Origin of the sequence: Bacillus mycoides (genome assembly GCF_018742245.1) — a bacterium.
Lineage (GTDB): Bacteria > Bacillota > Bacilli > Bacillales > Bacillaceae_G > Bacillus_A > Bacillus_A cereus_U.
This window is the reverse complement of sequence record NZ_CP036132.1, coordinates 5049146-5071976: the sequence shown is the minus strand read 5'-3', so window position 1 is coordinate 5071976 and position 22831 is coordinate 5049146. Positions and strand designations below refer to the sequence as shown.

Below are 22831 nucleotides of genomic sequence, written 5' to 3'. Positions count from 1 at the left end.
GTTATTCTCCTTTAATTGGGATCGTAGCGCTGGCTTTCGTTAACGTAACGCTATAAATTTGGGAATCAAGCTTTTTAACTGTACCGTAAGAGAATGAGCCAGGTTGTATCTTCTTACCTTCTTCTACACGTATAATTGTTGAAGTATGGTTTGGTAACCCTTTATATGCAATGTGAACAGCATCATCTTCATAAGAGACATCTAGGTCACCAGTTTGATAAATTTTCATAGAAGCAGTTGCTTCACTTTGGGTCATACTTTTTATATAAGGATATCTTTCTCGTATTTCTTTAATTGTCGTTTTATAAGCCTTAAATAATTCTTCCCATGTTAAGTTACCCGAGCGTTTTTCATCAAGGATATCATCCGGATGGACGAAATGTGAGATAACCCCTAAATTTGCGGTAACATCAGTTAAGATAAATTGCTCTTCATCTGTGATAGCATAGCCACTCGTAATACGCGGGAAGTGATAAATGTTTTTGTTATGTTCATCTGGTCCAAATTCTTGAATTAAACTACCGTTACTTTTACTCCCCACATATAGAGAAGCAACTGTTTCTATAGTTGGAACTGCGTCGTTTAATGCACTTAATCCAGTTGTATTTATAATATTGGATGGTGGTACATAGGTTTTTAACTTTTCATTTGGAAAGAAGTTATACACGAGTTTTTGTAGAGCATCTAAGGAGCTCTCCATATCCTCTTTTGAATTCCATGGAACATATTCAAGTGCTTTATCTACTGGGTCTGGTGGTAATAATAAAGGTTGATGGTTATAGCCATGAATGCCTATTTCCCCGCCGTGACTTAATAATTCTCTCCCAAATAATAAATAGGTATTTCTATTTTTACCTGTGAAATCTTCAAAAGGTGGCGTTACTTTATTTTGGTATGTCCCAATTGCAACACCCGTATATTTAATATCAAGCTCTTCAGAGATATCCTTCATATTTTTCCACCAATGTTTTTTATAAAATTCTTCAACAGAAATTTTTTCTGTTGTTAAGTTTTTTAGTTCTCCACTTGGAATTGGAGATGGGAAGTCATCGATATACATAATCTCCGCTCCAAGTTGTGCTGTAGCGAAAGTCGGGAAAATAGTACCCAGTGATTGAACGAACATACCTCTACCTAATTTATCGTTCAATGCTGTTGTATTCCAATATAAGACTTTTCCTTCACCGTAGTCATTGGTCCAGAGGATGGGAGTATCTTCCGCTGTAATCCAAGTATTAGTTGTATTCTCATCTAGCGTAATATTCATTGAGCTATGAGTAAACAATGGAGAAGAACTTGGGAGATCTGGATAACCAGGGAATAAAACTTCTTCAAAGGTTAATCCTTTCGCATCTTTGAAGCCTTCTTTTTTTGTAATACCAAATAATGTGTTCCAGGAAGGATCTGAATCAAGTCGGTTTGCGATAATAATCCTTCCGCCCATTTGTACAAAATTTTGAATATCAGCTTGTGGAAGTTGCTCCATTATTTCACCTGTAATAATAATCCCTGTATAGGGAGAGGGAGTAAGTCCCTTAATTTCATTAGCTGTAATATCTTTATAGTGTAGGTGTGCGTAATCCATTGCCTTCTTCGTATTAAATTCGACTTGTTGCCCTAATGTATTATCCGTTTTTAAAACGTATAATTCCATTTTTTGTCCATTTTGAGTTACATCTTTTGCTTTGAGTGTTTTAACAGTATCTGTTTCTTTAGTTTTAGGAACAGAAAACTTTTGATAAAAATTTTCTGTTCGATATATAAGGATGGATAAAATTAAGAGAAATAAAATGATACTAATAATCCCGATATATATATTAATCCCCTTTTTCAATGTGTGCGCCTCCAAACTGCCTTACAAATAATTGATATTTACGCGGTAGTATATGAACTCTTTTTACATCTGTTAGATTATTGATTAAGTTATAGAGCTGGTCCCATAACTGTTGCTCATAATATATTTCAAGTAATCCAACATAGCCGTAATATGATTCAGGATAGAAATGAATAAGATTTAAAAATTGTTCTTCAGACTTTGCATATTGTTTTGTGTGTAGAAACAGATTTCCAAGATGGAAAGGGTAAAGAGGTTCGTTAGGGAATAGTTCTACACCTTGTGTAATAAAATTCATAAATTCAGCGATTATTTTTTCTTTTTGCTGATTAGAAAGAAGACCACTGTTTATATATCTTAAATAGCTAGAAACCAATTCTTTTGCAATTTCATTTTGTGGATTTTGTAGAAATTGCTTATTTAAGTATTCGATCTGTTTTTCGTACCGTTCATTTAGTAAATTAATAGTAGTTGCTGCGTAATGCACAGTTTCAGGATCTTTATGGTGAATGGCTTCTTTCAATAAGCCTCCTTCATTAGAAATAGAGGAGGAGCTTAGCTGTACAATGAGTTGTTTATGTAATTCAGGCTTATCTAGTTCTAATCCAGAAGAAAATGAAATTAAGTCCATATCTTGTTTTGCTGATTCCAAAATATCTTCGTAATTATCAACGTGAAAGGCAACATAATCAGAGTATTGCTGTAACCACTCGGTTTTGGAGCGTCTTATATTAAGTAATAACATGATTGCTGATACAATAAGTCCGATAAGTGGGAAAAGAAGAGAGATAATCAAGCAAAATTCAATAATCCCTTTTTTATCTTCAGCAATTAAACCTTTTGTAAATCGAAATAAAAGAAAAACTAAAATAGCGTAAATAAAATAGAGAAGGAGCAAAATCATTAGAACGTCACTCCTTTAGAAGAAAGAGCATTTTGTATACGAGTTTGAACTTGTAGTAAAAACTTTTCTTCAGTGCCAGGTAATAAAATCATAATTTTTCGTTTGGTAACATTATAACCGAATATATCGATATTACGTAAATGGTCTTTTAAAATAGAATTTATCATTTCTAAAGAATCTTGCGGAGCATTGAACTCAAAATAGGAATATGGATAAGATAATGTTTCGTAACGCTTTTTTTCTATTTTTAGTAAATGTTCAAATTCATCTTCATAATAAATGCTTGTTTTAGGGAATGTGCGATCCTCTTGACTCGATAGCCAAAGATTAGAAGCGTTCTGTAAACGATCACCCATCCAGCGTAAATACCATGTGAAAAGTTCGAATTGCTCAGAAGTTACTTTTGAAAACTCGATTTCGTCTAATATAATGACGTATTGTACATCATCTTGGAATAGGACGGGACCAACTAAAAGTGGAGCATCTTGAAAATCTTCATCTGTACGGAAAAAAGGTCGATTATGTGCTAGAGCGTTTTTGATGACTAACGAAGCGTTTTTAACAAAAATGGATTGAGATAATGTACTTTTACCAGTTTCTGATCTTAATTTAATACGAAGCGATTGTTTATTGTTATCGACGTGATAGATACCAATTTTTTTTGCTCCAAAGTACATTTTTAATACATTTATTCCTTCATCGAGTACAATTTCAGGATGTGTATGATTTAAAGCTTTAAACATATGATACATTTTAGATAAATGATTATTTGATTCAAGTACACGAGAACGTAGTGTAATACGTGTTGCATCCAATTGTTTCACAACATGTTTTAATTCTTTATTTTCAGCCTTCAGCTCGTTATTTATCATATGTACATCTTCATAACGTTCTTTTTGTGAAGTACTCATTAGTCCACAACATAAACTAATAACAAGTAAGAAAATCCAACTTATCCAGTAATCTAATGAATAAAAGTACAGCAATATATCATTTTCTTTATATATACCGCTTATAAAAATATAAATCATTGCTTCCAGAAAGGCGAAAAGGGCAATAGATATGCCATACCGGCTAGAAATAATTAATGTAATAAATAAGATTAAGAAGTATTCATACGTTGGTGTTAGAAAATCAGTTAGTATTGAGAGAAAAAATAGTGCAACAAATAAAACTGTAGGTTCAATCATTTTTTGGAATGAATTGGATTGCTTATAGTACATAAATAAATTCCTTCTTTCATTTGCAAATTTAATTTTAAGGAATAGTACACTGAAATAAAATACATAATTTAAAAGAATTATTTTGAGATATATAATATATAAAGCCCAAATCATTTTATCAACAGGGATGTAGTAAATTCAAGTGAAATAAATTCTAATTTTTGTTAATGAATTGTATTTATTGGGATTTTCATAAAAATATCGAGTTTAAAAAAATGTGAAATGTTATGGAATTACTATGTTTGTATTAGTATTTAAAGGTGTTAAAATTTAAAACGATAGAAAATTACAGTTGTATAGGGGGTAATATTACTATGGAGTGGAAACGTTCTATATGCTTTTTAGCTATATTTTCTTTTATTTTTTCCTCAAGTACATCCGCACAAGCAAATGTTGTGGAACCAGCTTTAAAAAATGTACGAAGTTATAAAATTTATTATGGTGAAGCAAATGAGCAAGTAATTGAGAGACTTTCAAAGTATGACATGGTTATTATAGAGCCATATGCATTTACGAAAGAACAGGTTCAGCAATTAAAAAAATCAGGAACGGTAGTCCTTGGTTATGTTAGTGTTTTAGAATTAGAAGCGTGGCATAAATCGCAAGTAGTTGAATCAGACTATTATTATAGAGACGGTAAGAAAATGAAGATTGAGCAGTGGAATACATATATTATGAACTTAGCTGATGAACATTACCGTGGGATTGTTGTTAATAAAGTAAAACAGCAAATTATTGGCAAAGGCATAGATGGGGTGTTTTTAGATACAGCTGGTGATATTGATGACTATTTTTATGATCAGCCAGCTACACAAGGGAAATTTCAAGAAGCATATGTAAATTTATTAAAAGAAATTAAAAGTGTTGATTCCAACCTGCTTCTTATACAGAATTGGGGATTTGAAACAATCAAAAATACATCCTTGAATTTTATACATGGTGTATTGTGGGAAGACTTCAATAAACAAGTTATTGCGAAAGATGAATGGAGTCAAAATTGGATGCGCTATTTTAAACAACAAAGTAATAAAATTGTAACGTTTACCGTTACTCCAAATACCGTATCTAAAAAATATAGTTCTATAAATGGATTTATTCCCACAATTAATCCGAATGATATTTATGATAAATAGCAATTGTTCGGAATAAGAGACTATCAAGAGTGACTATGACAGTTTAGGTCAGTAATACGATTGTCTTATAAAGATGAATGTATTACTGACCAGCCTATTTTATCCCGCTATTTGTGGGCAGTAAAACTCCCACCTCAAAATCCAGGCGGAGCAAAGAAGTTAGGTTGCCCGTAAACGCCCGATTGGTGAGGGCTGATTAAAGTTTCACTTTATAATATTCTATGTTAGAAATTAGTAGAGTGAGGTAGGGGAAATGCATCATCCTACTAATTTTTCATAGAAATAAAAAACGTAATATTGAAAAGAATTCCAATACTTGTATCATGGTTAGAGTACGTTTATAATCAAGGAATCCTATTTAATGTTCTGATAGGGTTATTTATTATTGAAAGCGTTTTAAATCTGTTCTTTTTTAAGGTAGGAAGTCTGACTTATTTAGGTTAAAAATTATGTATGTAGTTTTAAATAGGAAGAAAAATAATAAAGGATTACTTTATATTGTGGGGAGGTTAAAAGTGTGAAAGGGAAAGATTTTCACACGAATATATATGGGTTACGTAGGATTATTACTTTCAGGTGCAGCTTTATTTTTAAATAGTCTTGTCATATTAGGCAAAGTAGAGATGAAAAGCGCAGGTGTTTTTAATTTATTTGTGGGGGCATTACAAATTATCATTCCGTTCTATTTGATTATGATTTCTGATCAAAGTAATTGGACGGTATATTCGTATGCAGCTACTTTTTTATTTGGTTTAACTTATTTATATGTAGGCGTTACTTTTATTAAAGGAATGGATAGTAGTGGACTAGGCTGGTTCTGTATTTGGGTAGCAATTATTGCTTTATTCTATATGGTTGTTTCATTTGTTCAATTCCACGATGTTGTTAATGCGTTAACATGGTTTATGTGGGCATTACTTTGGTATTTATTCTTTGTGTTAAATGCACAAAAAAAGAATATCAATCAATATCTTGGCAGAATTGCTTTTGTACAATCATGGGTAACATTGACGTTGCCTTCACTCTTTTATTTTATGGGAGTATGGGGAGAGGGATTCGTATATGAACTATGGGTTTATGTATCAGTAATTTCTATTTTATATTGCTGCTATTGTATTTTTAAATATCGAGTACGTTAAAGTATCGTATGTAAGAAAGCATGGAATCTTGATAATGATTCCATGCTTTTATTTATATTCATGTTTATAATTAAGGTAGTATTTTACAAAAAAGGGGATGATGAAAGTGAAAAAAGTGTTGGTTCTAGGGGGAACAAGGTTTTTTGGTAAGCAATTAGTAGAAGCGCTTTTACAAGAGGGGCACGATATAACAATTGCAACACGAGGATTTACGGAGGATTCTTTTGGGGATACGGTAAAAAGAATTGTAGTAGATAGAGAAGACGAGAAATTACTGGAAGAGCGCGTAGAAGGTAAAAGTTATGATATTGTATACGATAACTTATGTTATAGCCCGAACGCCGCGAAAATTATATGTAAAGTATTACGTGGTAGAGTGAAAAAATATGTTATGACATCCTCAATGGCGGTATATGAGCCTGCATTAAACTTGCAAGAAGAAGAGTTCAACCCGTATGAATATTCGATTACGTATGGAGATAGAGGGAATTTTACTTATAGTGAGGGAAAGAAATTAGCGGAAGCGGTGTTGTTTCAACAGGCAGCATTCCCAGTCGTTGCGGTAAGATTTCCCGTCGTTATTGGAGAAAATGATTATACGAAGAGATTACAATTTTACGTTGAAAATGTTGTGAAACAAGAGTGTATTGTTGTCGATGATGTAGATGGACAGTTATCGTTCATACATGAAAAAGAAGCAGGAGAGTTTTTAGCATGGTGCGGAATGGAAAATATAGAAGGTCCAATTAATGCTTGTAGTAACGGAGTGATTTCCATGGAAGAAGTTATTCGCTTCATAGAAGACAACAGTGGGACAAAAGCTCTTATTCAAGAAGCGGGAGAGAATATAGCACCTTATAATGAAATAATTAATTGTACGTTACATAATAGAAAGGCTCGCGAATTAGGATTTCCGTTCCGAGAATTAAATACCGAAATCAAAAATGTGTTACAGCATTACATAAATATACTGAAATAATCGTAAATCCCCCGGTGGCAATCCAGGGGATTCTGGAGGATTTCAACAATACTAGTTTTACATTACCAAATTTACCTTACATGTATGATGAATGCTAATGTATCACACCAATGTATGGATCTAGTTCATCATAGTCCTATGAAAGATTGGGCAATTGAAATGAAGACGTGAAATTACCTCCTTTCCACCTAAAAAGTTGGTCTAGGTAAAAATAGTTTACTTAAGTAAAAAAATACACTTATTTTTTTCGGAAGTCAACAAAAATCCTAAAAATTTTCTGAAAAATATTACGATAAAAGTAACACTTTTGATTTCGTTTGTGACTCGTATCCTTTTTGCTTATACTGTAAAGTAGTAGTGTCTTGTTGAGATAGAAGGAGATTGTTTATGAGCAAAACGAAACAATTAATAGAGGAAGCAAGTAATTTTATTACCGTTTGCTATAAGGAACTTAATAAAGAGAAATTAATAAAAGAGCGTATGAACGAAATTTTAATAGAGATAGAAAAGACTGGAACGTATGAGCATACATTTGAAGAGCTTGTTCATGGATCACGAATGGCATGGCGTAATAGTAATAGATGCATTGGGAGATTATTTTGGAGTAAGATGCACATATTAGATGCGCGTGAAGTAAATGATGAGGAAGGTGTATATAATGCATTAATTCATCATATTAAATATGCGACGAATGATGGGAAAGTTAAACCGACAATTACGATTTTTAAGCAATATCAAGGTGAAGAGAATAATATACGACTTTATAATCATCAATTAATTCGATATGCAGGATACAAAACGGAAATGGGAGTGATTGGTGACTCACACTCCGCCGCATTTACTGATTTATGTCAAGGTCTTGGGTGGCAAGGAGAAGGTACACATTTTGACGTATTACCGCTTGTATTTTCTGTTGATGGAAAGGATCCTGTATATAAAGAAATTCCTAAAAAAGAAGTGAAAGAGGTACCAATTGAACATCCAGAGTACCCAATTTCATCACTAGAAGTAAAATGGTATGGGGTACCGATGATTTCAGACATGCGTTTAGAAATTGGTGGTATTTCTTATACAGCAGCCCCGTTTAATGGATGGTATATGGGGACTGAAATTGGTGCTCGTAATTTAGCGGATCATGACCGTTATAATTTGCTTCCAGCAGTTGCAGAGATGATGAATTTAGATACTTCTAGAAATAGTACGTTATGGAAAGACAAAGCGTTAATTGAGTTAAATATAGCTGTTTTACATTCTTTCAAAAAACAAGGGGTTAGCATTGTAGATCACCATACTGCCGCCCAGCAATTTCAGCAGTTTGAGAAGCAAGAAGTTGCTTGTGGACGGGTTGTAACTGGCAACTGGGTATGGTTAATTCCTCCGTTATCACCTGCTGCAACTCATATTTATCATAAACCGTATCCAAATGACATTATCGCGCCTAATTTCTTCCATAAGTAGTTTGTAATATAAAGGTATCAATCGTGAAATTTAAATTTTTTTTAATTCCTATTAGATAGCAGTTGGAAGCCTTTACTTCTAGCTCTTTTAGCACGCCCTTTTTTGAAACGGCCATTTCCTTGTGTTATAATCAAATTTCTGTTTCGAAGACCTTATAGAAATATAAGGTCTTTTGTTTTGCGTTTTTATGTAAGAGGAATAGAATATTCTTTTAAAATAAAGGATTTAGCATATTTTTAGGGACAACATAAGTGTGTGAAATCACTAAAGCATTATACTTATATAATTATTGTGTGTGGAATATAAACAATAAAACATAATGAAGTTGTTTTTTTAGATTGCTGAGGAAGGAGGAAGATAAATGAGGATGAAGAGTCAAAAAACGGATTGGCCTGTATTTCTTATTAGTGGTGGCTCACTTTTATTATTTGTAATTGCAGTTATTTTAAATAAAAGTTATGTAGAGGGAGTCATTAATAGCAGTTTTGCAGCTTCAATTAAATATTTTGGTGCCTTTTGGCAGGTTTTATTAATTGGTACATTTATTGTTGCGATGTGTATGGCGTTCTCGAAATATGGGAGAGTTAAACTTGGGGGATTAGAAAAACCTGAGATTAGTACGGCAAAATGGCTCGCTATTATTATGTCTACATTACTTGCCGGGGGTGGCGTTTTTTGGGCAGCAGCAGAGCCAATGTATCATTTGATGACGGTGCCACCAATACATGAAGGTATATCTGCTGGAACGAAAGAAGCAGTCATGCCTGCCTTAGCACAAAGTTATATGCACTGGGGTTTCTTAGCTTGGACGATTTTAGGAACAATTAGTGCAGTAGTTATGATGTATGGGCATTATCATAAAGGTATGCCGTTAAAACCTCGAACGCTTTTATATCCTATTTTTGGGGAGAAATTGCGAAAGAGTTTTCTTGGAACGATGATTGATGTATTTGCAATTATTGCGGTAGCTGCAGGAACAATTGGTCCAATCGGATTTTTAGGACTACAAGCAAGTTATGGCTTACAAGCATTGTTTGGAATTCCTGATGTGTTTACTACTCAATTAGCAATTATTATTTGTGTAGTGGCCGTTTCTACTATATCTGCGGTAACGGGAATTGATAAAGGGATTCAAATTATAAGTGATTTAAATGTTAGACTAGCAATTTTATTAATGGCATTCGTATTATTATTTGGACCAGGTGGATTTATTATTGATTCATTTGTTTCTTCGTTTGGATTTTATATACATGAATTTATTCCAATAAGCACATATCGTGGTGATACAGGCTGGTTAGGGTCGTGGACAATCTTCTTCTGGGGATGGTTTATTGGATATGGACCGATGATGGCAATTTTAGTGAGCCGAATTTCAAGAGGAAGAACGATTCGAGAAATAATCGTTGCAATTGGAATTATCGCACCTATTATTACAACGTTTTGGTTTACTATACTGGGTGGATCTGGTGTGTTTTATGAGTTAATGAAGCCAGGCTCTATCTCGGTGGCATTAAGTGAATCTGGTATGCCTGCGGCTATGATTGCAATTACGCAACAATTACCACTTTCTAATATTATCGGACCAGCATTTCTTTTATTAACAATTTTATTTGTAGTGACAACAGGAGATTCAATGGCCTATTCCATTTCAATGGCAGTGACGGGAGATGGAGATCCTAGAATTAGCTTGCGAATTTTTTGGTCGCTTATTATGGGCGCAGTTGCAGCAATTCTTTTATATATGGGTGAGGGAAGTATTAATGCACTACAATCCTTTATTGTAGTGACGGCTGTTCCTGTATCAATTCTATTATTCCCGATGCTGTGGCTAGCACCTAAAGTTGCAGGTGAATTAGCATTAAAGCAAGGAATTGTAGAAGAAAAAGATAAAACAGCTTTCTTATTCCAGAAAGCTAGTAAATCAAAGTAAATAATAAACAAACATTGAAAAGAGGAAGCATCTTAAGTGAGATGCTTCCTCTTTTATGCTTAATCTAACACTTTTCCCTTTGTTTCGGGTACACATAATAGCATCGTAATCAATCCGATTGGATAGATAATAAAAATTAGGGACAACGCTCCAAGTAGATTGCCGCCCGTAGCGAGTAATCCAATAATAACCGGTCCAAATCCAGCTAACCCACGCCCTGTGCCAAAAATAAAGTTTTCTGCCGTAGAGCGAGCTTCAGCAGGATAATTTTCAGCTAAAATCGCTCCGAACCCTCCCATCATTCCATTTGCAAAGAATCCAAGTAGGGCACTTCCCCATAACAATGATGTCGCATCTGTGAATAGGAAGAAGTAAATGAGGCAGTATATAGTACCGCCAATATAATATAATGAAAATGTTTTGCGGCGGCCAATTTTATCGGCTAGAATACCAAAGGTTGCAATTCCAATTAGCATACCAATAGTAGAAATGAACATCCAACCGCTTGCTTTTGCTAATGTATAGTTATATTTATTCGCTAAAATAGTTGGCATCCATGTGAAAATTCCATAATATCCGAAGTTCTGGATAAATGACATGATAATAAGACCAATTGTTGTTATTGTTACTTTTTTACTTGCAAATAACTTTCGAAGTGGGAACTTTTTCATTTGTTTTAGTTGTTCTGCTTCAGTAGTCGTTAAATTACCTTCATCTTCTTTTTGTAACAATTCCTTTTTGTAGCGTTGTTTTTGTTCCCATATTTTCGGTTCACTTAAACTTTTACGTACATAGACAGCTAGTAAAGCTGGAATTAGTCCAAATAAGAAAACAGCTCTCCATCCAAAATGCGGGACGATAAATGCTGGAAGGAGTGAAGCAACCAGGACGCCAAATTGCCAGCCAAGTGCAACAACTGATGTCGCTTTAGCGCGCATTTCCTTAGACCATGTTTCTGTTACGATGGCCATTCCAATCCCGAATTCACCACCAACGCCCATTCCAACTAAAAAGCGAAGAATTAATAATTGCCAATAATCTGTTGCGAAATAAATAAGTGCGGTTGCTAGTGAAAATAGTAAGATTGTAAAGGCCATTGTACGAATACGACCGAATAAATCAGCAATAAATCCGAATAAATAGGAACCAATTAACATCCCAATTGTTGTGGCTAATGTTAAGTTCCCTCCCTCGACAGGGCTAAGGTGAAATTCTTTTAGAATGTAGACAAGTACGAAAGATAAGAGCAACATATCTAGTCCTTCTGCAGCGTATCCTAGCGCAGAACCAAATAATGTTTTATATCTTTTCTCTTTCGTCTCCTCTGTTGATGATTGTACATCAGTAGTAATGTTCATTATTACTCCTCCTTATTTTCTTCTACAGTCGCTATGGAAGAATAACAAAAGGCCTTCTCACCTGATATGATGAGAAGGCCAAAAAAGCATACGTATCCCTTAAAAAAGAACATACGTATATTATATTCCGACTTCCTTCTCAACCTCACGGGGCTGGGTTAAAGGACTGTATTATATTACTTTATTTTTAGCACTCTTCTGTTAGATTGTCAAATAAAGGGGAGATTGTTATGTGTAAAATATTTCAAAAAACATTTCATTCTTCTTGACGCCCACTTCATTATTTTCCCATAATAAAACTAACTAATATAAAAAGGAATGAATCACAGATGCTAAATTTAGTACTTATGATGATTGAACGCGTCGGACTTATTGTTATTTTAGGATTTTTACTTTCTCATATTAAAACGTTCCGGCGTCTTCTTCATAAGCAAGACGGATATGTAGATAAGTTTAAGCTTATTTGTATTTTTTCAGTGTTTACAATTGTGAGCAATTACACAGGGATTGAAATAGCAGGAAATACTATTATGAATGAAAATTGGTTACAAGGTGTTTCATCATCCAGCACAATTGCGAATACACGAATTATGGGTGTGGGAATTAGTGGGTTGCTAGGTGGTCCTATCGTCGGAATTGGAGTAGGTTCTATTGCGGGTATTCATCGTTATATGCTTGGCGGGACCACGGCAGTAAGTTGTGCAATCTCATCAATTTTGGCTGGGATTATAACAGGTTATATTGGATACATCTTCAAAAAATATAACCGTACTATTACACCTAAATTTTCTGCGGTTTTAAGTGTTTTTATCGTTACTTTAGAAATGCTTATGATTCTATTAATTATAGAAGATGGACTTAGTGTTGTGAAAACAATTGCGCTACCGATGATTCTTGTAAATAGTTTTGGCAGTTTTATTTTACTTTCGATGATACTAGCCATTTTACGACAAGAAGAAAACGCAAAAGCTTTGCAAACGCATAAAGTATTACGAATTGCTGATAAGACGTTACCATATTTCCGCCAAGGGTTAACAGAAGAGTCTTGTAAACATGTGGCACAAATTATTCACCGCTTTACGGGAACAGATGCGGTATCCTTAACAGATACAGAGAAAATCTTAGCTCACGTTGGATTAGCATCAGATCATCATATTCCTTCACACAGTTTAATAACAGGTTTATCAAAAGAAGTATTAAAAACAGGGGAAATAATGAAGGCAAAATCACGTGAGATTATTAATTGTCAACATGAAGGGTGTCCATTACAAGCGGCAGTTGTTATTCCATTAACTTCACATGGAAATACGATAGGAACATTAAAACTTTATTTTAAAAACTCTAATCAATTAAGTCGTGTTGAAGAAGAGTTAGCGGAAGGTCTGGCGAAAATATTCTCCACACAGCTTGAGTTAGGTGAAGCTGAGTTACAAAGTAAGTTATTGCAAGATGCTGAAATAAAAGCGCTGCAAGCACAAATCAATCCGCATTTTTTATTTAATGCAATTAATACAGTATCAGCTTTATGCCGAACAGATGTAGAGAAGGCGAGAAAATTATTATTGCAGCTTAGCGTTTATTTTCGTTGTAATTTGCAAGGGGCACGACAATTACTTATTCCATTAGAACAAGAGTTGAATCATGTACATGCATATTTATCGTTAGAGCAAGCGAGATTTCCGAATAAGTATGAAGTGAAGATGTACATTGAAGAGGCGCTAAAGGTGACTTTAGTTCCACCATTTGTGCTTCAGTTATTAGTTGAAAATGCATTGCGCCATGCTTTTCCGAAAAAGCAGCCAGTGTGCCAAGTCGAGGTACATGTGTTTGAAAAAGAAGGAATGGTTCACTTTGAAGTGAAGGATAATGGACAAGGGATTGAGATTGAACGTCTAGAGCAATTAGGAAAAATGGTAGTTCCATCAAAGAAAGGGACTGGAACAGCTTTATATAATATTAATGAACGACTTATCGGGTTATTTGGGAAAGAGACAATGCTTCAAATTGAAAGTGAATTGGAGCAAGGGACAAAGATCCTCTTTGTAATTCCGAAAAAAGTAGAGGAGGAAAAACGGAGTGTTAAAAGTATTAGTAGTTGATGATGAAATGTTAGCACGGGATGAATTGAAATATTTATTAGAGCAAACAAAAGAAGTAGAGATAATTGGTGAGGCGGATTGTGTAGAGGATGCATTAGAAGAATTAATGAAAAACAAACCAGATATTGTTTTTCTAGATATTCAGTTATCTGATGATAACGGATTTGAAATCGCAAATATATTAAAGAAAATGAAAAATCCACCTTCAATTGTGTTTGCTACTGCATATGATCAATATGCGCTGCAAGCATTTGAAGTAGATGCATTAGATTACATTTTAAAGCCATTTGATGAAGAACGTATCGTACAGACATTAAAGAAATATAAAAAACAAAAGCAAATAAAATTAGAAACAAAGCAAGATGTAAAGAGTGTAGATGTAACGACCGAAATGCATAAATTAGCATTACCGATTGAGGAATCAATTGTACTTGTTAACATTGAAGATATTATTTATGTGGGGCTTGTAGATGGGAAAGTAACTGTAAAAACAATGAAAGAAACATATGTAACACATGATACGCTTGTCATTTTGGAAAAGAAATTACCACAAACAATTTTTATGCGTGTTCATCGTAGTTTCGTTGCTAATATTAATCATATTTCTGAAATACAGCCGTGGTTTAATTCGACTTATAACTTAATTATGAAAGAGGGATCCAAAGTCCCAGTTAGCCGTACATATGCAAAAGAACTTAAAAAGCTGCTTCGTATTTAAGAAGCAGCTTTTGTATTTCACCGTATGATTATTGTAATTGGCTGTATATATTTGACATCCTGTTATGTAAACGCTTACTTTGATGTTTATATCCTATAAAATAAAGGTACCAAATCAAAAGAGGTGGCCAAAATGAGCACAAAAAAAGTATATGGTTTTCTATCACAAATATTCGTTTTTTCAGCTATTATGTTAGTTTCTAATATTATCTCAACCCATTTACCAATTCCGATGCCTTCATCAGTAATCGGGTTAGTCGTTTTATTTAGTCTATTATGTTTAAAGGTTATTAAATTGGAGCAAGTTGAATCACTCGGAACAGCTTTAACAGGTATTATCGGATTCCTTTTCGTCCCATCAGGTATTTCAGTTATTAACTCTCTTGGTGTAATGAGCCAATATTTCGTACAAATTTTAACTGTAATCGTTGTCGCAACAATTATTTTACTTGCTGTAACAGGTTTATTTGCACAATTGATTTTAGGTAAAGATGACAAAGAAACAAAAGATACAAAAGAGTTGAAAGTTGTAAACAAAGGAAGCAAACACGGAAAAGTCGCGTAACTATTTTAGACCATACATGGTTAGGAGGTAATGAACATGACAAGCACAATGACTCCATATTTCGGGATCGTCGTTTCATTAATTGCATACGGAATTGGAACGTTTTTATTCAAACACTCAAAAGGATTCTTCTTATTTACACCATTATTCGTAGCAATGGTATTAGGGATTGTATTTTTAAAGGTAGGTAACTTTACCTTTGAGGAATATAATACGGGCGGAAAGATGATTAGTTTCTTCTTAGAACCAGCAACAATCGCATTTGCAATTCCATTATATAAACAAGTTGATAAGTTAAAAAAATATTGGTGGCAAATTTTATCGGCTATCGTGGTTGGATCTATTTGTTCAGTGGTTGTTGTGTTCATTGTCGCAAAAGCAATTGGTCTAGATACAGCTGTAATGAACTCAATGTTACCGCAGGCAGCAACAACAGCAATTGCATTACCAATCTCTGAAAGTATCGGTGGTATTCCAGCAATTACATCATTTGCAGTTATCTTTAATGCAGTTATCGTATACGCATTAGGAGCTTTATTCTTAAAAACATTTAGAGTTAAACATCCGATTGCTAAAGGTTTAGCTCTTGGAACAGCGGGACATGCATTAGGGGTTGCTGTAGGGATCGAAATGGGTGAAGTAGAGGCAGCTATGGCAAGTATTGCTGTAACAGTAGTTGGGGTTGTAACAGTAGTTGTCATTCCGATGTTTATGCCATTCATTGGGTAATATAACTTACTTAAAAAATTATAAAAGCAAGCTATTTGTAGGACGGATTTCTACTGATAGCTTGCTTTTTATGTTACAGTAGTGGTAAGACCTATTGAAGAATAAAAGTTTCCTTAAATCTTCATTAATACTGTGCATAATGCGTTTTGAAATAGGTCATTGTATTGTAAAATAAGAAGTAACATAATATATAGCACAATTAACGAGCGGTTAAGGTTGAAGATAAATTGCTCGCAATGGCTTTAATATTAAAGGATAATTATAAGTAGAGAATAGAGAGAGAGCTACTTGTTAAAGTTTTACTTTATAGGACAGGAGAGAGTACTCGTCGATTATGCAAATAAAAAACCTGTTTCAAAGCAAAGGATTTCAGAGGTTAATCGTATTAGTATTACTTGCTCTCATATTGTATGGGATGCAAAGTATGTTAAATTTAATTTTAATTACGTTTATGTTGACGTATTTAATGGATCGATTCCAAAAGTTTATTTCTCGTAAATTAGATCATTTCATGCCAATTAATCGGAAAATTATTATAGCGCTTTTATATGTAATGTTAGTGGCGGGAATTGCCATTACGCTATTTAAATATTTACCGGTATTAACAATACAAATTTCACAATTGATTTATCAATTCAATGTATTTTTAAGAAATCCACCTGATAGTGAATTAATTAAGTATGCAGTTAATGCTGTGAATCATATGGAGCTTTCTAAATATGTAGGGCAAGGCGTAGACATTTTGTATAAATCTATTACGAATGTTGGGAAATTTGGCCTTCAAGTTTTACTTTCTGTAATTTTAAGCTTATTTTTCTTACTTGAAAAAGCACGTATCGTTGCTTTTACTTCGAAATTTAAAGAAAGTCGACTTGCAATTTTTTATAACGAAATAGAGTATTTCGGAAAGAAATTTGCACGTTCATTCGGAAAAGTAATCGAAGCACAATTTTTAATTGCAATTGTTAACTGTGTTTTATCTGTTATCGCATTATGGATATTAGGATTCCCTCAATTACTAGGTTTAGCGTTAATGATTTTCTTGCTTGGTTTAATTCCAGTGGCGGGTGTTATTATCTCGTTATTCCCACTCTGTATGATTGCTTACAATATCGGCGGTATTATGTATGTCGTTTATATTGTAGTTATCGTAACAGTAATTCATGCGCTTGAAAGCTATGTATTAAATCCGAAGTTTATGTCACAAAAAACAAATTTACCAATCTTCTACACATTTATGGTGTTAATCTTTTCTGAGCATTTCTTAGGTGTATGGGGGCTTATTATCGGTATCCCAATCTTCATATTCTTATTAGATGTTTTAGATGTGACAAGTGATGAAACTGAGAAGGATTTTTCTAAAAAATAAAGTAAGAAAAAGCATCGATATTCGATGCTTTTTCTTTTATAAAGTATGGTATTCTATGCCATACTGTAAGAAGAATATACAATTGGGGTGAAATAATGGCTATAAATGAAAAGAAGGAATTAGCTACATTTGCTGGTGGGTGTTTCTGGTGCATGGTTTCGCCGTTTGAAGAGATGGAAGGGATTATACAGGTTGTTTCAGGCTATACAGGTGGCCATAAAGAGAATCCAACGTATAAAGAAGTGTGCTCGGAAACAACTGGGCATTATGAAGCAGTACAAATTACATTTGATGCAAATAAAATGCCGTATGAAGAGTTGTTAAATATATATTGGAGACAGATTGACCCGACTGATATGGGGGGGCAATTCCACGACCGTGGACAGTCTTATGAAACAGTGATTTTTTATCATAATGAAGAACAACATAAAAAGGCAGAGGTTTCAAAAGAAGAGCTTGAGAAGAGTGGACGTTTTTCGAAGCCGGTTGCTACAAAAATATTGCCAGCTACTACGTTTTATCTGGCTGAAGAATATCATCAAGGCTATCATAATAAAAACACATTCCGCTATGAGTTATACCGTAAAGGATCGGGGCGAGATGCTTTTATTAAACAACATTGGCCAAAGAATAATGCTCATTTAAAAGAAAGATTAAACGAGATGCAGTTTTATGTAACACAGGAAAATGGAACTGAACCGCCCTTTCAAAATGAATATTGGAATCACAAAGAAGAAGGGCTTTATGTAGATATTGTTTCGGGTGAACCATTATTTACTTCTTTTGATAAGTTCGATAGCGGCTGTGGATGGCCGAGTTTTACGAAACCAGTTATGTCAGCTAGTGTGAAAGAAAAAATGGATGTTAGCCATAATATGACGCGTACGGAAGTGAGAAGTAAGGAAGGAGATTCACATCTAGGGCATGTATTTCCAGACGGCCCAGGACCAAGTGGTCTTCGTTACTGTATTAATTCAGCGGCGCTACGTTTTATTCCAAGAGAAGATTTAGAGAAAGAAGGATATGGTGATTTCCTAATTTTGTTCGGAAATAAAAAATAACCTCGCAGTCAGCGAGGTTATTTTTTTATTTTACTTTTTTCTTTTTAAATTTGCTTAGTGCTTCATAAACGATTGGAACAATAAGAAGTGTTAATAACGTTGAACTTGTTAATCCACCAATTACTGTTACGCCAAGTCCTTTAGAAATTAAGCCGCTACCTTCAAATCCTAATGCAAGCGGGATAAGAGCCCCGATTGTTGCAATTGCAGTCATTAAGATAGGACGCAGGCGTGTTGTACCAGCTTCTAATAAAGCTTCACGTGTTGATAGGCCGTCATTTTCTTTATGAATAACACGGTCAATGAGAACGATTGCGTTCGTTACAACGATACCAATTAGCATAAGAGCCCCAATCATCGCAGATACACTTAACGTTTCGCCAGAGATTAATAAGGCAACGAGTGCACCAATGATTGTGAATGGTAGCGAGAATAAAATTGCGAATGGTGCAAGGGCACCGCCAAATGTAACAACAAGAACGAAGTATACAATGGCGATCGCAGCTAACATCGCTAAGCCAAGTTGTTTGAATGATTCTTGAATATCTTGTGTAACACCGCCCATAGAAACATCTACACCAGAAGGAAGATCCATTTTATCCACTTCTTTTTGAACAGCGGCAGATGCTTTTGAAACGTCATCAGATGTTAATTTTGCACTAACTTCCGCATAAACACGGCCATCACGATGTGTTACTGTGTTAGAAGTTTCACCTTCTTTTACAGTCATAACATCTTTAACAGCAACTTCATTACCAAGTGGTGTTGTAATTTTACGATTTGTTAAATCATCGATTGTTTCATAATTTTGTTTTTCAGCTTCGACATATACATTGATATCTTTACCGTCTTTTTTAATTGTTGTTAGAACAGGGCGATCATGTTGATTAGAAAGTCCCATTCCAATTTGAGCAGCAGTTAGCCCCATTTTACTTAACTTTTCTTGATCTGCGACTAAAGTATATTCTGCATATGTTTTTGCAACACTAGAGTCTATATCTTTTAAATCTTTATTTTTCTTCATGATATTTTGAATGTCTTTCACGACAGGCTTAATTTCTTCAGAGCTATCTCCATAAACGTATAGTTTAATTTCGTTACTACCGCCACTTGCTCCGAAATCTTGGTTTTTCCATTCGCCTTTTCCAGACATATTTTGTAAATCTTTAACGACTTGTTCTTTCTCTTTTTCAAAGTTTTTCGTATCGTTATCATATTGAACGAAGAACATTGCTTGATTTGTTTGACCAGGGCTCATTGGGTTTTCGCCGCCTAATGAGAATTGAATCGTTTTGACGTCTTTTTTATCTTGGAAATGCTTTTCAGCTTTCGTTGCAATTTTTTCAACGTCGTCTAACGTTTGACCTGGCTCAGGTTTGTACGTTGCGATAATCATTTTTTCTTCTTCAGATGGTAAGAAGCTGACACCGATAATTGGTACAAGTGCAAGACTACCAACTAATAGAAGGACAGCGATACTTGATGTGATGATTTTATGATTTAAAGCCCATTCAAGTATACGTTTATAGCCGTTTGCTAATTTGCTTGGTTTTTCCTCATGATGTACTTCTTTTTCTCGCATGCTTTCCTTCTTAAATAAAGAATGTGCTAGCATCGGCACAATTGTAACTGCCACAAGCAAGGAAGCAAGTAGGGCAAAAACAATTGTTAAAGCAAATGGTAAGAACATTTCACCAATCATACCCTTTACAAGCCCAAGAGGTAAGAATACAGCGATTGTTACAATTGTAGAAGACATAATTGGGATAAACATTTCTTTCGTAGCTTCACGAATTAAATCTTTTCCACGTAATTTTTCTTCTGATAACGACATACGTCGGTAAATATTTTCAATAACAACAATGGAGTCATCGACGACACGTCCGATAGCGACTGTCATTGCTCCAAGTGTCATAATGTTAAGCGTAATATCCATTTGTTTTATGACTAAAACTGCAATTAATAGAGAAAGTGGTATAGAAACGACAGAGATTAGCGTTGTTCGAATGTTTCGCAGGAACAACATAATAATAACAATCGCAAAGATAGCACCAAAGATTGCTTTGCTAAGCATTGTTTCGACTGATTTTTCAATAGGCGCACCTTGATCGAATGTTGAAATAATCTCTAAGTCTTTATATTTTTTCTCAAGGTCTTTTACTTTATCTTTAACTGCATTTACAACATCAACTGTATTCGCATCAGCAGCCTTCACAATTTGAATTCCAATTGCTTCTTTTCCATTTGTTCGAGAAATAGACTCTGCTTTTCCGACTTCTTTAATATCAGCAATGTCTTCTAATGTAACCGTTGGTATGCCGTTCATAGTGGCTGGATTCATTTGTGGTGCTTGTGTTCCAGCACCAGCATTTTGATTACCTTGACCATTCGGTGATGAAGGGATAGCTGGAATTTTTAATTCTTTTAATGCTTTAATTGTTGTAATGTTACCATCTACAACAACTGATTTTTCCGTATCTTTAAATGTATATAAGCCAAGTGGTAACGATACGTCCGAACCTTTAATCATATTTTTTACCGTATCTTCACTTAAACCTAATTCTTTCATCTTATCTTTTTTGAAGACAAGCTGTACTTCGTCTACTTGTTGACCTGCGATTTGAACAGATGCGACACCATCAAGTCCTTTTAATCCAGGAACAACATTTTTTTCTACATTTTCTGTTAAGGCAGCTAAAGATTCATTTTTACTCGCTACGCTTAATGAAATAACAGGAAAGGCATTAAAGTTTACTCGTGAGACTTTCGGGTCTTTCACACCTTCTGGCAGTTTCACGTTTGCGAGCGATTCTTTAATTTCCGTTTCGGCTTTTTCCATATTTTTATCAAAATCATATTCTACCTGAATAGAAGATGCATTTTGATAAGATGATGAACTAACAACGTTTACACCGCTTAAATTTTGGAGTTGCTCTTCCATTGGTTTTGAAATTTTATCAGCTACTTCTTCTGGTGTAGCACCAGGATAAACCGTAGTTACTGTTACAATAGGCGTTGTAATATCAGGGATTGTTTCTAACTTCATATTCATCCCAGAATAAATGCCTGCAATGGTAACAATAATGGTTAGTAGCCAAACCGCGAACTTATTTTTTAACGAGAAATTAATGAGTTTGTTCATGTTTGCGCTCCCTTTTTATTGTATTGACCAACTGGTCAGTCTAATACATAATATAACTGACTGGTCGGTCAGTAGTCAATGAAAAGAGATGGTATAATGAAGTTAAACTGTAAGGGGGGAGATTTTTTACTATTCCTTACTGAATCATTAGCTTTTATTAATTGAGCTTCTATATAGATAATAGGCCTCAAAATAATTTTTTTGTCCCGTTAAATTTTTGGGTAGGGGTCTTGCTACTTGCTAATATAAGATTAAATTGAATTTAAATTTACATAAGATGCGAAATTAAGTTTAGGAGAGAAGATATGAAAGAAAAAGAGCGCTTAATTATAGAGATGGCTATGAAGTTATTTGCGACTAAGGGTGTAAATGCAACATCAGTACAAGAGATCGTCACAGCTTGTGGTATATCAAAAGGGGCTTTTTATTTGTATTTTAAATCGAAAGATGAGCTTTTATTAGCAACACTTCGATATTATTATGACAAAATCCAAAAGAAAATGCTGGATATTGAAAAAGAGTCGTTATTACCACGTGAAAAATTTGAAAAACAATTATATTTTCAGTTTACTGATGTGCAAAAACATAAAGAATTTATTATTATGCATGCAAGAGAAAATGCGATTCCATTTAATAAAGAAGTAGAAGAGTTTATGGTGCGGATGAAGTTAGAATCTCATGCATTTTATCGGAATAGCCTACTGTCTATTTATGGTGAAAAGGTCAGTCCATATTTATTAGATTTGGTAATTATGGTGGAAGGGATATGCCACGGCTATTTACAATTAATTATTTTAAATACGCCAGAAATTGATTTGTCCTATGTCTCAGCTTTTATTTTAAAAAGGATAGACAATTTAGTAGAGGGGCTTCTAGAATCTTCGGAGGAACCTGTCCTACATGAAGAGAGACTTGGAGAATTTCTTTGTAGTTCCGAGCTTATTAAGGAACAGGTGAAGGAACATTTTTTAAGTGAAATTATTGTATTTAAACGAACATTAGCTGATCAATTAGAAAATGATGAGTTACTTGTAACTTTAGATGTTTTGGAAGCAGAAATGAAATTGCAAAACCCAAGGATTCCAGTCATTAGAGGTATGCTTGCTAATTTAGCGGTATATCCTGGTTTAAATGAGTTTCGATTAAGGCTTACGGCATACTATAATATAAAAAATCCTTGCATATAGAACG

17 protein-coding genes and 1 pseudogene are annotated in these 22831 nt (G+C 34.2%); 13 read left to right on the top strand and 5 right to left on the bottom strand.

Translation table 11 applies throughout. The annotated features are described in order from the left end of the window. Nucleotide 1: 1 nt before the first annotated feature. From EXW56_RS26025 to EXW56_RS26015, 3 genes are read right to left on the bottom strand one after another with little or no spacing between them, the layout of a single operon-like run. Entirely contained in the window at nt 2-1834 is a 1833-nt protein-coding gene (locus tag EXW56_RS26025) for a DUF2194 domain-containing protein (protein WP_002198697.1), read from the bottom strand. Continuing rightward, the gene (locus EXW56_RS26020) at nt 1818-2738 is read right to left on the bottom strand and encodes a tetratricopeptide repeat protein (RefSeq protein ID WP_215597116.1); all 921 of its coding nucleotides are present in this window, start codon (nt 2736-2738) and stop codon (nt 1818-1820) included. The genes EXW56_RS26025 and EXW56_RS26020 overlap by 17 nt, the downstream gene beginning before the upstream one ends. Continuing rightward, on the bottom strand, nt 2738-3961 hold the full coding sequence (locus EXW56_RS26015) for a GAF domain-containing protein (RefSeq protein ID WP_215557778.1): 1224 nt from the start codon (nt 3959-3961) through the stop codon (nt 2738-2740). The genes EXW56_RS26020 and EXW56_RS26015 overlap by 1 nt, the downstream gene beginning before the upstream one ends. A gap of 314 nt (nt 3962-4275) precedes the next feature. Here EXW56_RS26015 and EXW56_RS26010 point away from each other — a divergent pair, with 314 nt between their 5' ends. The 5 genes from EXW56_RS26010 (at nt 4276) to EXW56_RS25990 (ending at nt 10600) form a co-directional block, all read left to right on the top strand. Beyond that, nucleotides 4276-5094: an endo alpha-1,4 polygalactosaminidase gene (locus EXW56_RS26010; RefSeq protein WP_002198700.1), complete on the top strand. Its 819-nt coding sequence runs from the start codon at nt 4276-4278 to the stop codon at nt 5092-5094. A 548-nt stretch (nt 5095-5642) separates the two neighbouring features. Continuing rightward, nucleotides 5643-6233: an AmiS/UreI family transporter gene (locus tag EXW56_RS26005; protein WP_000542579.1), complete on the top strand. Its 591-nt coding sequence runs from the start codon at nt 5643-5645 to the stop codon at nt 6231-6233. Between the two features lie 100 nt (nt 6234-6333). Then, nucleotides 6334-7212 carry an NAD-dependent epimerase/dehydratase family protein gene (locus tag EXW56_RS26000; protein WP_002198701.1) on the top strand — a complete coding sequence of 293 codons (879 nt, stop codon included), beginning with the start codon at nt 6334-6336 and terminating at the stop codon, nt 7210-7212. A 387-nt stretch (nt 7213-7599) separates the two neighbouring features. Continuing rightward, on the top strand, nt 7600-8670 hold the full coding sequence (locus EXW56_RS25995; protein WP_002198702.1) for a nitric oxide synthase oxygenase: 1071 nt from the start codon (nt 7600-7602) through the stop codon (nt 8668-8670). Nucleotides 8671-9031: 361 nt separating this feature from the next. Beyond that, entirely contained in the window at nt 9032-10600 is a 1569-nt protein-coding gene (locus tag EXW56_RS25990) for a BCCT family transporter (RefSeq protein ID WP_002198703.1), read from the top strand. 59 nt (nt 10601-10659) lie between these two features. Here the strand turns inward: EXW56_RS25990 and EXW56_RS25985 are convergent, their stop codons facing one another. Further along, nucleotides 10660-11958 (bottom strand): MFS transporter, encoded by a 1299-nt coding sequence (locus tag EXW56_RS25985; protein ID WP_002113188.1) that lies wholly within the window; start codon nt 11956-11958, stop codon nt 10660-10662. Nucleotides 11959-12287: 329 nt separating this feature from the next. Here EXW56_RS25985 and lytS point away from each other — a divergent pair, with 329 nt between their 5' ends. From lytS to msrB, 7 genes and pseudogenes are all read left to right on the top strand, one after another. After that, entirely contained in the window at nt 12288-14057 is a 1770-nt protein-coding gene (lytS, locus tag EXW56_RS25980) for a two-component system sensor histidine kinase LytS (RefSeq protein WP_002113187.1), read from the top strand. After that, a complete protein-coding gene (locus EXW56_RS25975) occupies nt 14035-14775 on the top strand; it encodes a LytR/AlgR family response regulator transcription factor (RefSeq protein WP_002113186.1) in 741 nt (246 codons plus the stop codon). The genes lytS and EXW56_RS25975 overlap by 23 nt, the downstream gene beginning before the upstream one ends. A 132-nt stretch (nt 14776-14907) precedes the next feature. Continuing rightward, nucleotides 14908-15339, top strand: a complete 432-nt coding sequence (gene lrgA, locus EXW56_RS25970) for an antiholin-like murein hydrolase modulator LrgA (RefSeq protein WP_002113185.1) — start codon at nt 14908-14910, stop codon at nt 15337-15339. Between the two features lie 36 nt (nt 15340-15375). After that, entirely contained in the window at nt 15376-16068 is a 693-nt protein-coding gene (gene lrgB, locus EXW56_RS25965; protein ID WP_002113184.1) for an antiholin-like protein LrgB, read from the top strand. Nucleotides 16069-16402: 334 nt separating this feature from the next. Further along, complete coding sequence (locus EXW56_RS25960; RefSeq protein WP_002198704.1) at nt 16403-17437, top strand: AI-2E family transporter; 1035 nt, start codon at nt 16403-16405, stop codon at nt 17435-17437. A gap of 95 nt (nt 17438-17532) precedes the next feature. Continuing rightward, nucleotides 17533-18000: pseudogene (gene msrA / locus EXW56_RS28150) on the top strand (peptide-methionine (S)-S-oxide reductase MsrA); the annotation flags it as partial. Between the two features lie 45 nt (nt 18001-18045). Continuing rightward, nucleotides 18046-18498, top strand: coding sequence for a peptide-methionine (R)-S-oxide reductase MsrB (gene msrB / locus EXW56_RS28145; RefSeq protein ID WP_415858044.1), 453 nt, complete (start codon nt 18046-18048; stop codon nt 18496-18498). Between the two features lie 25 nt (nt 18499-18523). On the opposite strand, the gene EXW56_RS25950 is transcribed toward msrB, so the two are convergent. Continuing rightward, nucleotides 18524-21640 carry an efflux RND transporter permease subunit gene (locus EXW56_RS25950; protein WP_002198706.1) on the bottom strand — a complete coding sequence of 1039 codons (3117 nt, stop codon included), beginning with the start codon at nt 21638-21640 and terminating at the stop codon, nt 18524-18526. A gap of 305 nt (nt 21641-21945) precedes the next feature. Between EXW56_RS25950 and EXW56_RS25945 the strand changes: the two genes are divergently transcribed. Beyond that, nucleotides 21946-22827: a TetR/AcrR family transcriptional regulator gene (locus tag EXW56_RS25945; protein WP_002198707.1), complete on the top strand. Its 882-nt coding sequence runs from the start codon at nt 21946-21948 to the stop codon at nt 22825-22827. The last annotated feature ends 4 nt before the right edge of the window (nt 22828-22831 follow it).

What these genes read in the sequence shown, in the direction of transcription:
- EXW56_RS26020 (WP_215597116.1), bottom strand. Translation starts at nt 2,738, where the DNA reads ATGATTTTGCTCCTTCTCTATTTTATTTACGCTATTTTAGTTTTTCTT.
- EXW56_RS26015 (WP_215557778.1), bottom strand. Translation starts at nt 3,961, where the DNA reads ATGTACTATAAGCAATCCAATTCATTCCAAAAAATGATTGAACCTACA.
- EXW56_RS26010 (WP_002198700.1), top strand. Translation starts at nt 4,276, where the DNA reads ATGGAGTGGAAACGTTCTATATGCTTTTTAGCTATATTTTCTTTTATT.
- EXW56_RS26005 (WP_000542579.1), top strand. Translation starts at nt 5,643, where the DNA reads ATGGGTTACGTAGGATTATTACTTTCAGGTGCAGCTTTATTTTTAAAT.
- EXW56_RS26000 (WP_002198701.1), top strand. Translation starts at nt 6,334, where the DNA reads ATGAAAGTGAAAAAAGTGTTGGTTCTAGGGGGAACAAGGTTTTTTGGT.
- EXW56_RS25995 (WP_002198702.1), top strand. Translation starts at nt 7,600, where the DNA reads ATGAGCAAAACGAAACAATTAATAGAGGAAGCAAGTAATTTTATTACC.
- EXW56_RS25990 (WP_002198703.1), top strand. Translation starts at nt 9,032, where the DNA reads ATGAGGATGAAGAGTCAAAAAACGGATTGGCCTGTATTTCTTATTAGT.
- EXW56_RS25985 (WP_002113188.1), bottom strand. Translation starts at nt 11,958, where the DNA reads ATGAACATTACTACTGATGTACAATCATCAACAGAGGAGACGAAAGAG.
- lytS (WP_002113187.1), top strand. Translation starts at nt 12,288, where the DNA reads ATGCTAAATTTAGTACTTATGATGATTGAACGCGTCGGACTTATTGTT.
- lrgA (WP_002113185.1), top strand. Translation starts at nt 14,908, where the DNA reads ATGAGCACAAAAAAAGTATATGGTTTTCTATCACAAATATTCGTTTTT.
- lrgB (WP_002113184.1), top strand. Translation starts at nt 15,376, where the DNA reads ATGACAAGCACAATGACTCCATATTTCGGGATCGTCGTTTCATTAATT.
- EXW56_RS25960 (WP_002198704.1), top strand. Translation starts at nt 16,403, where the DNA reads ATGCAAATAAAAAACCTGTTTCAAAGCAAAGGATTTCAGAGGTTAATC.
- EXW56_RS25950 (WP_002198706.1), bottom strand. Translation starts at nt 21,640, where the DNA reads ATGAACAAACTCATTAATTTCTCGTTAAAAAATAAGTTCGCGGTTTGG.
- EXW56_RS25945 (WP_002198707.1), top strand. Translation starts at nt 21,946, where the DNA reads ATGAAAGAAAAAGAGCGCTTAATTATAGAGATGGCTATGAAGTTATTT.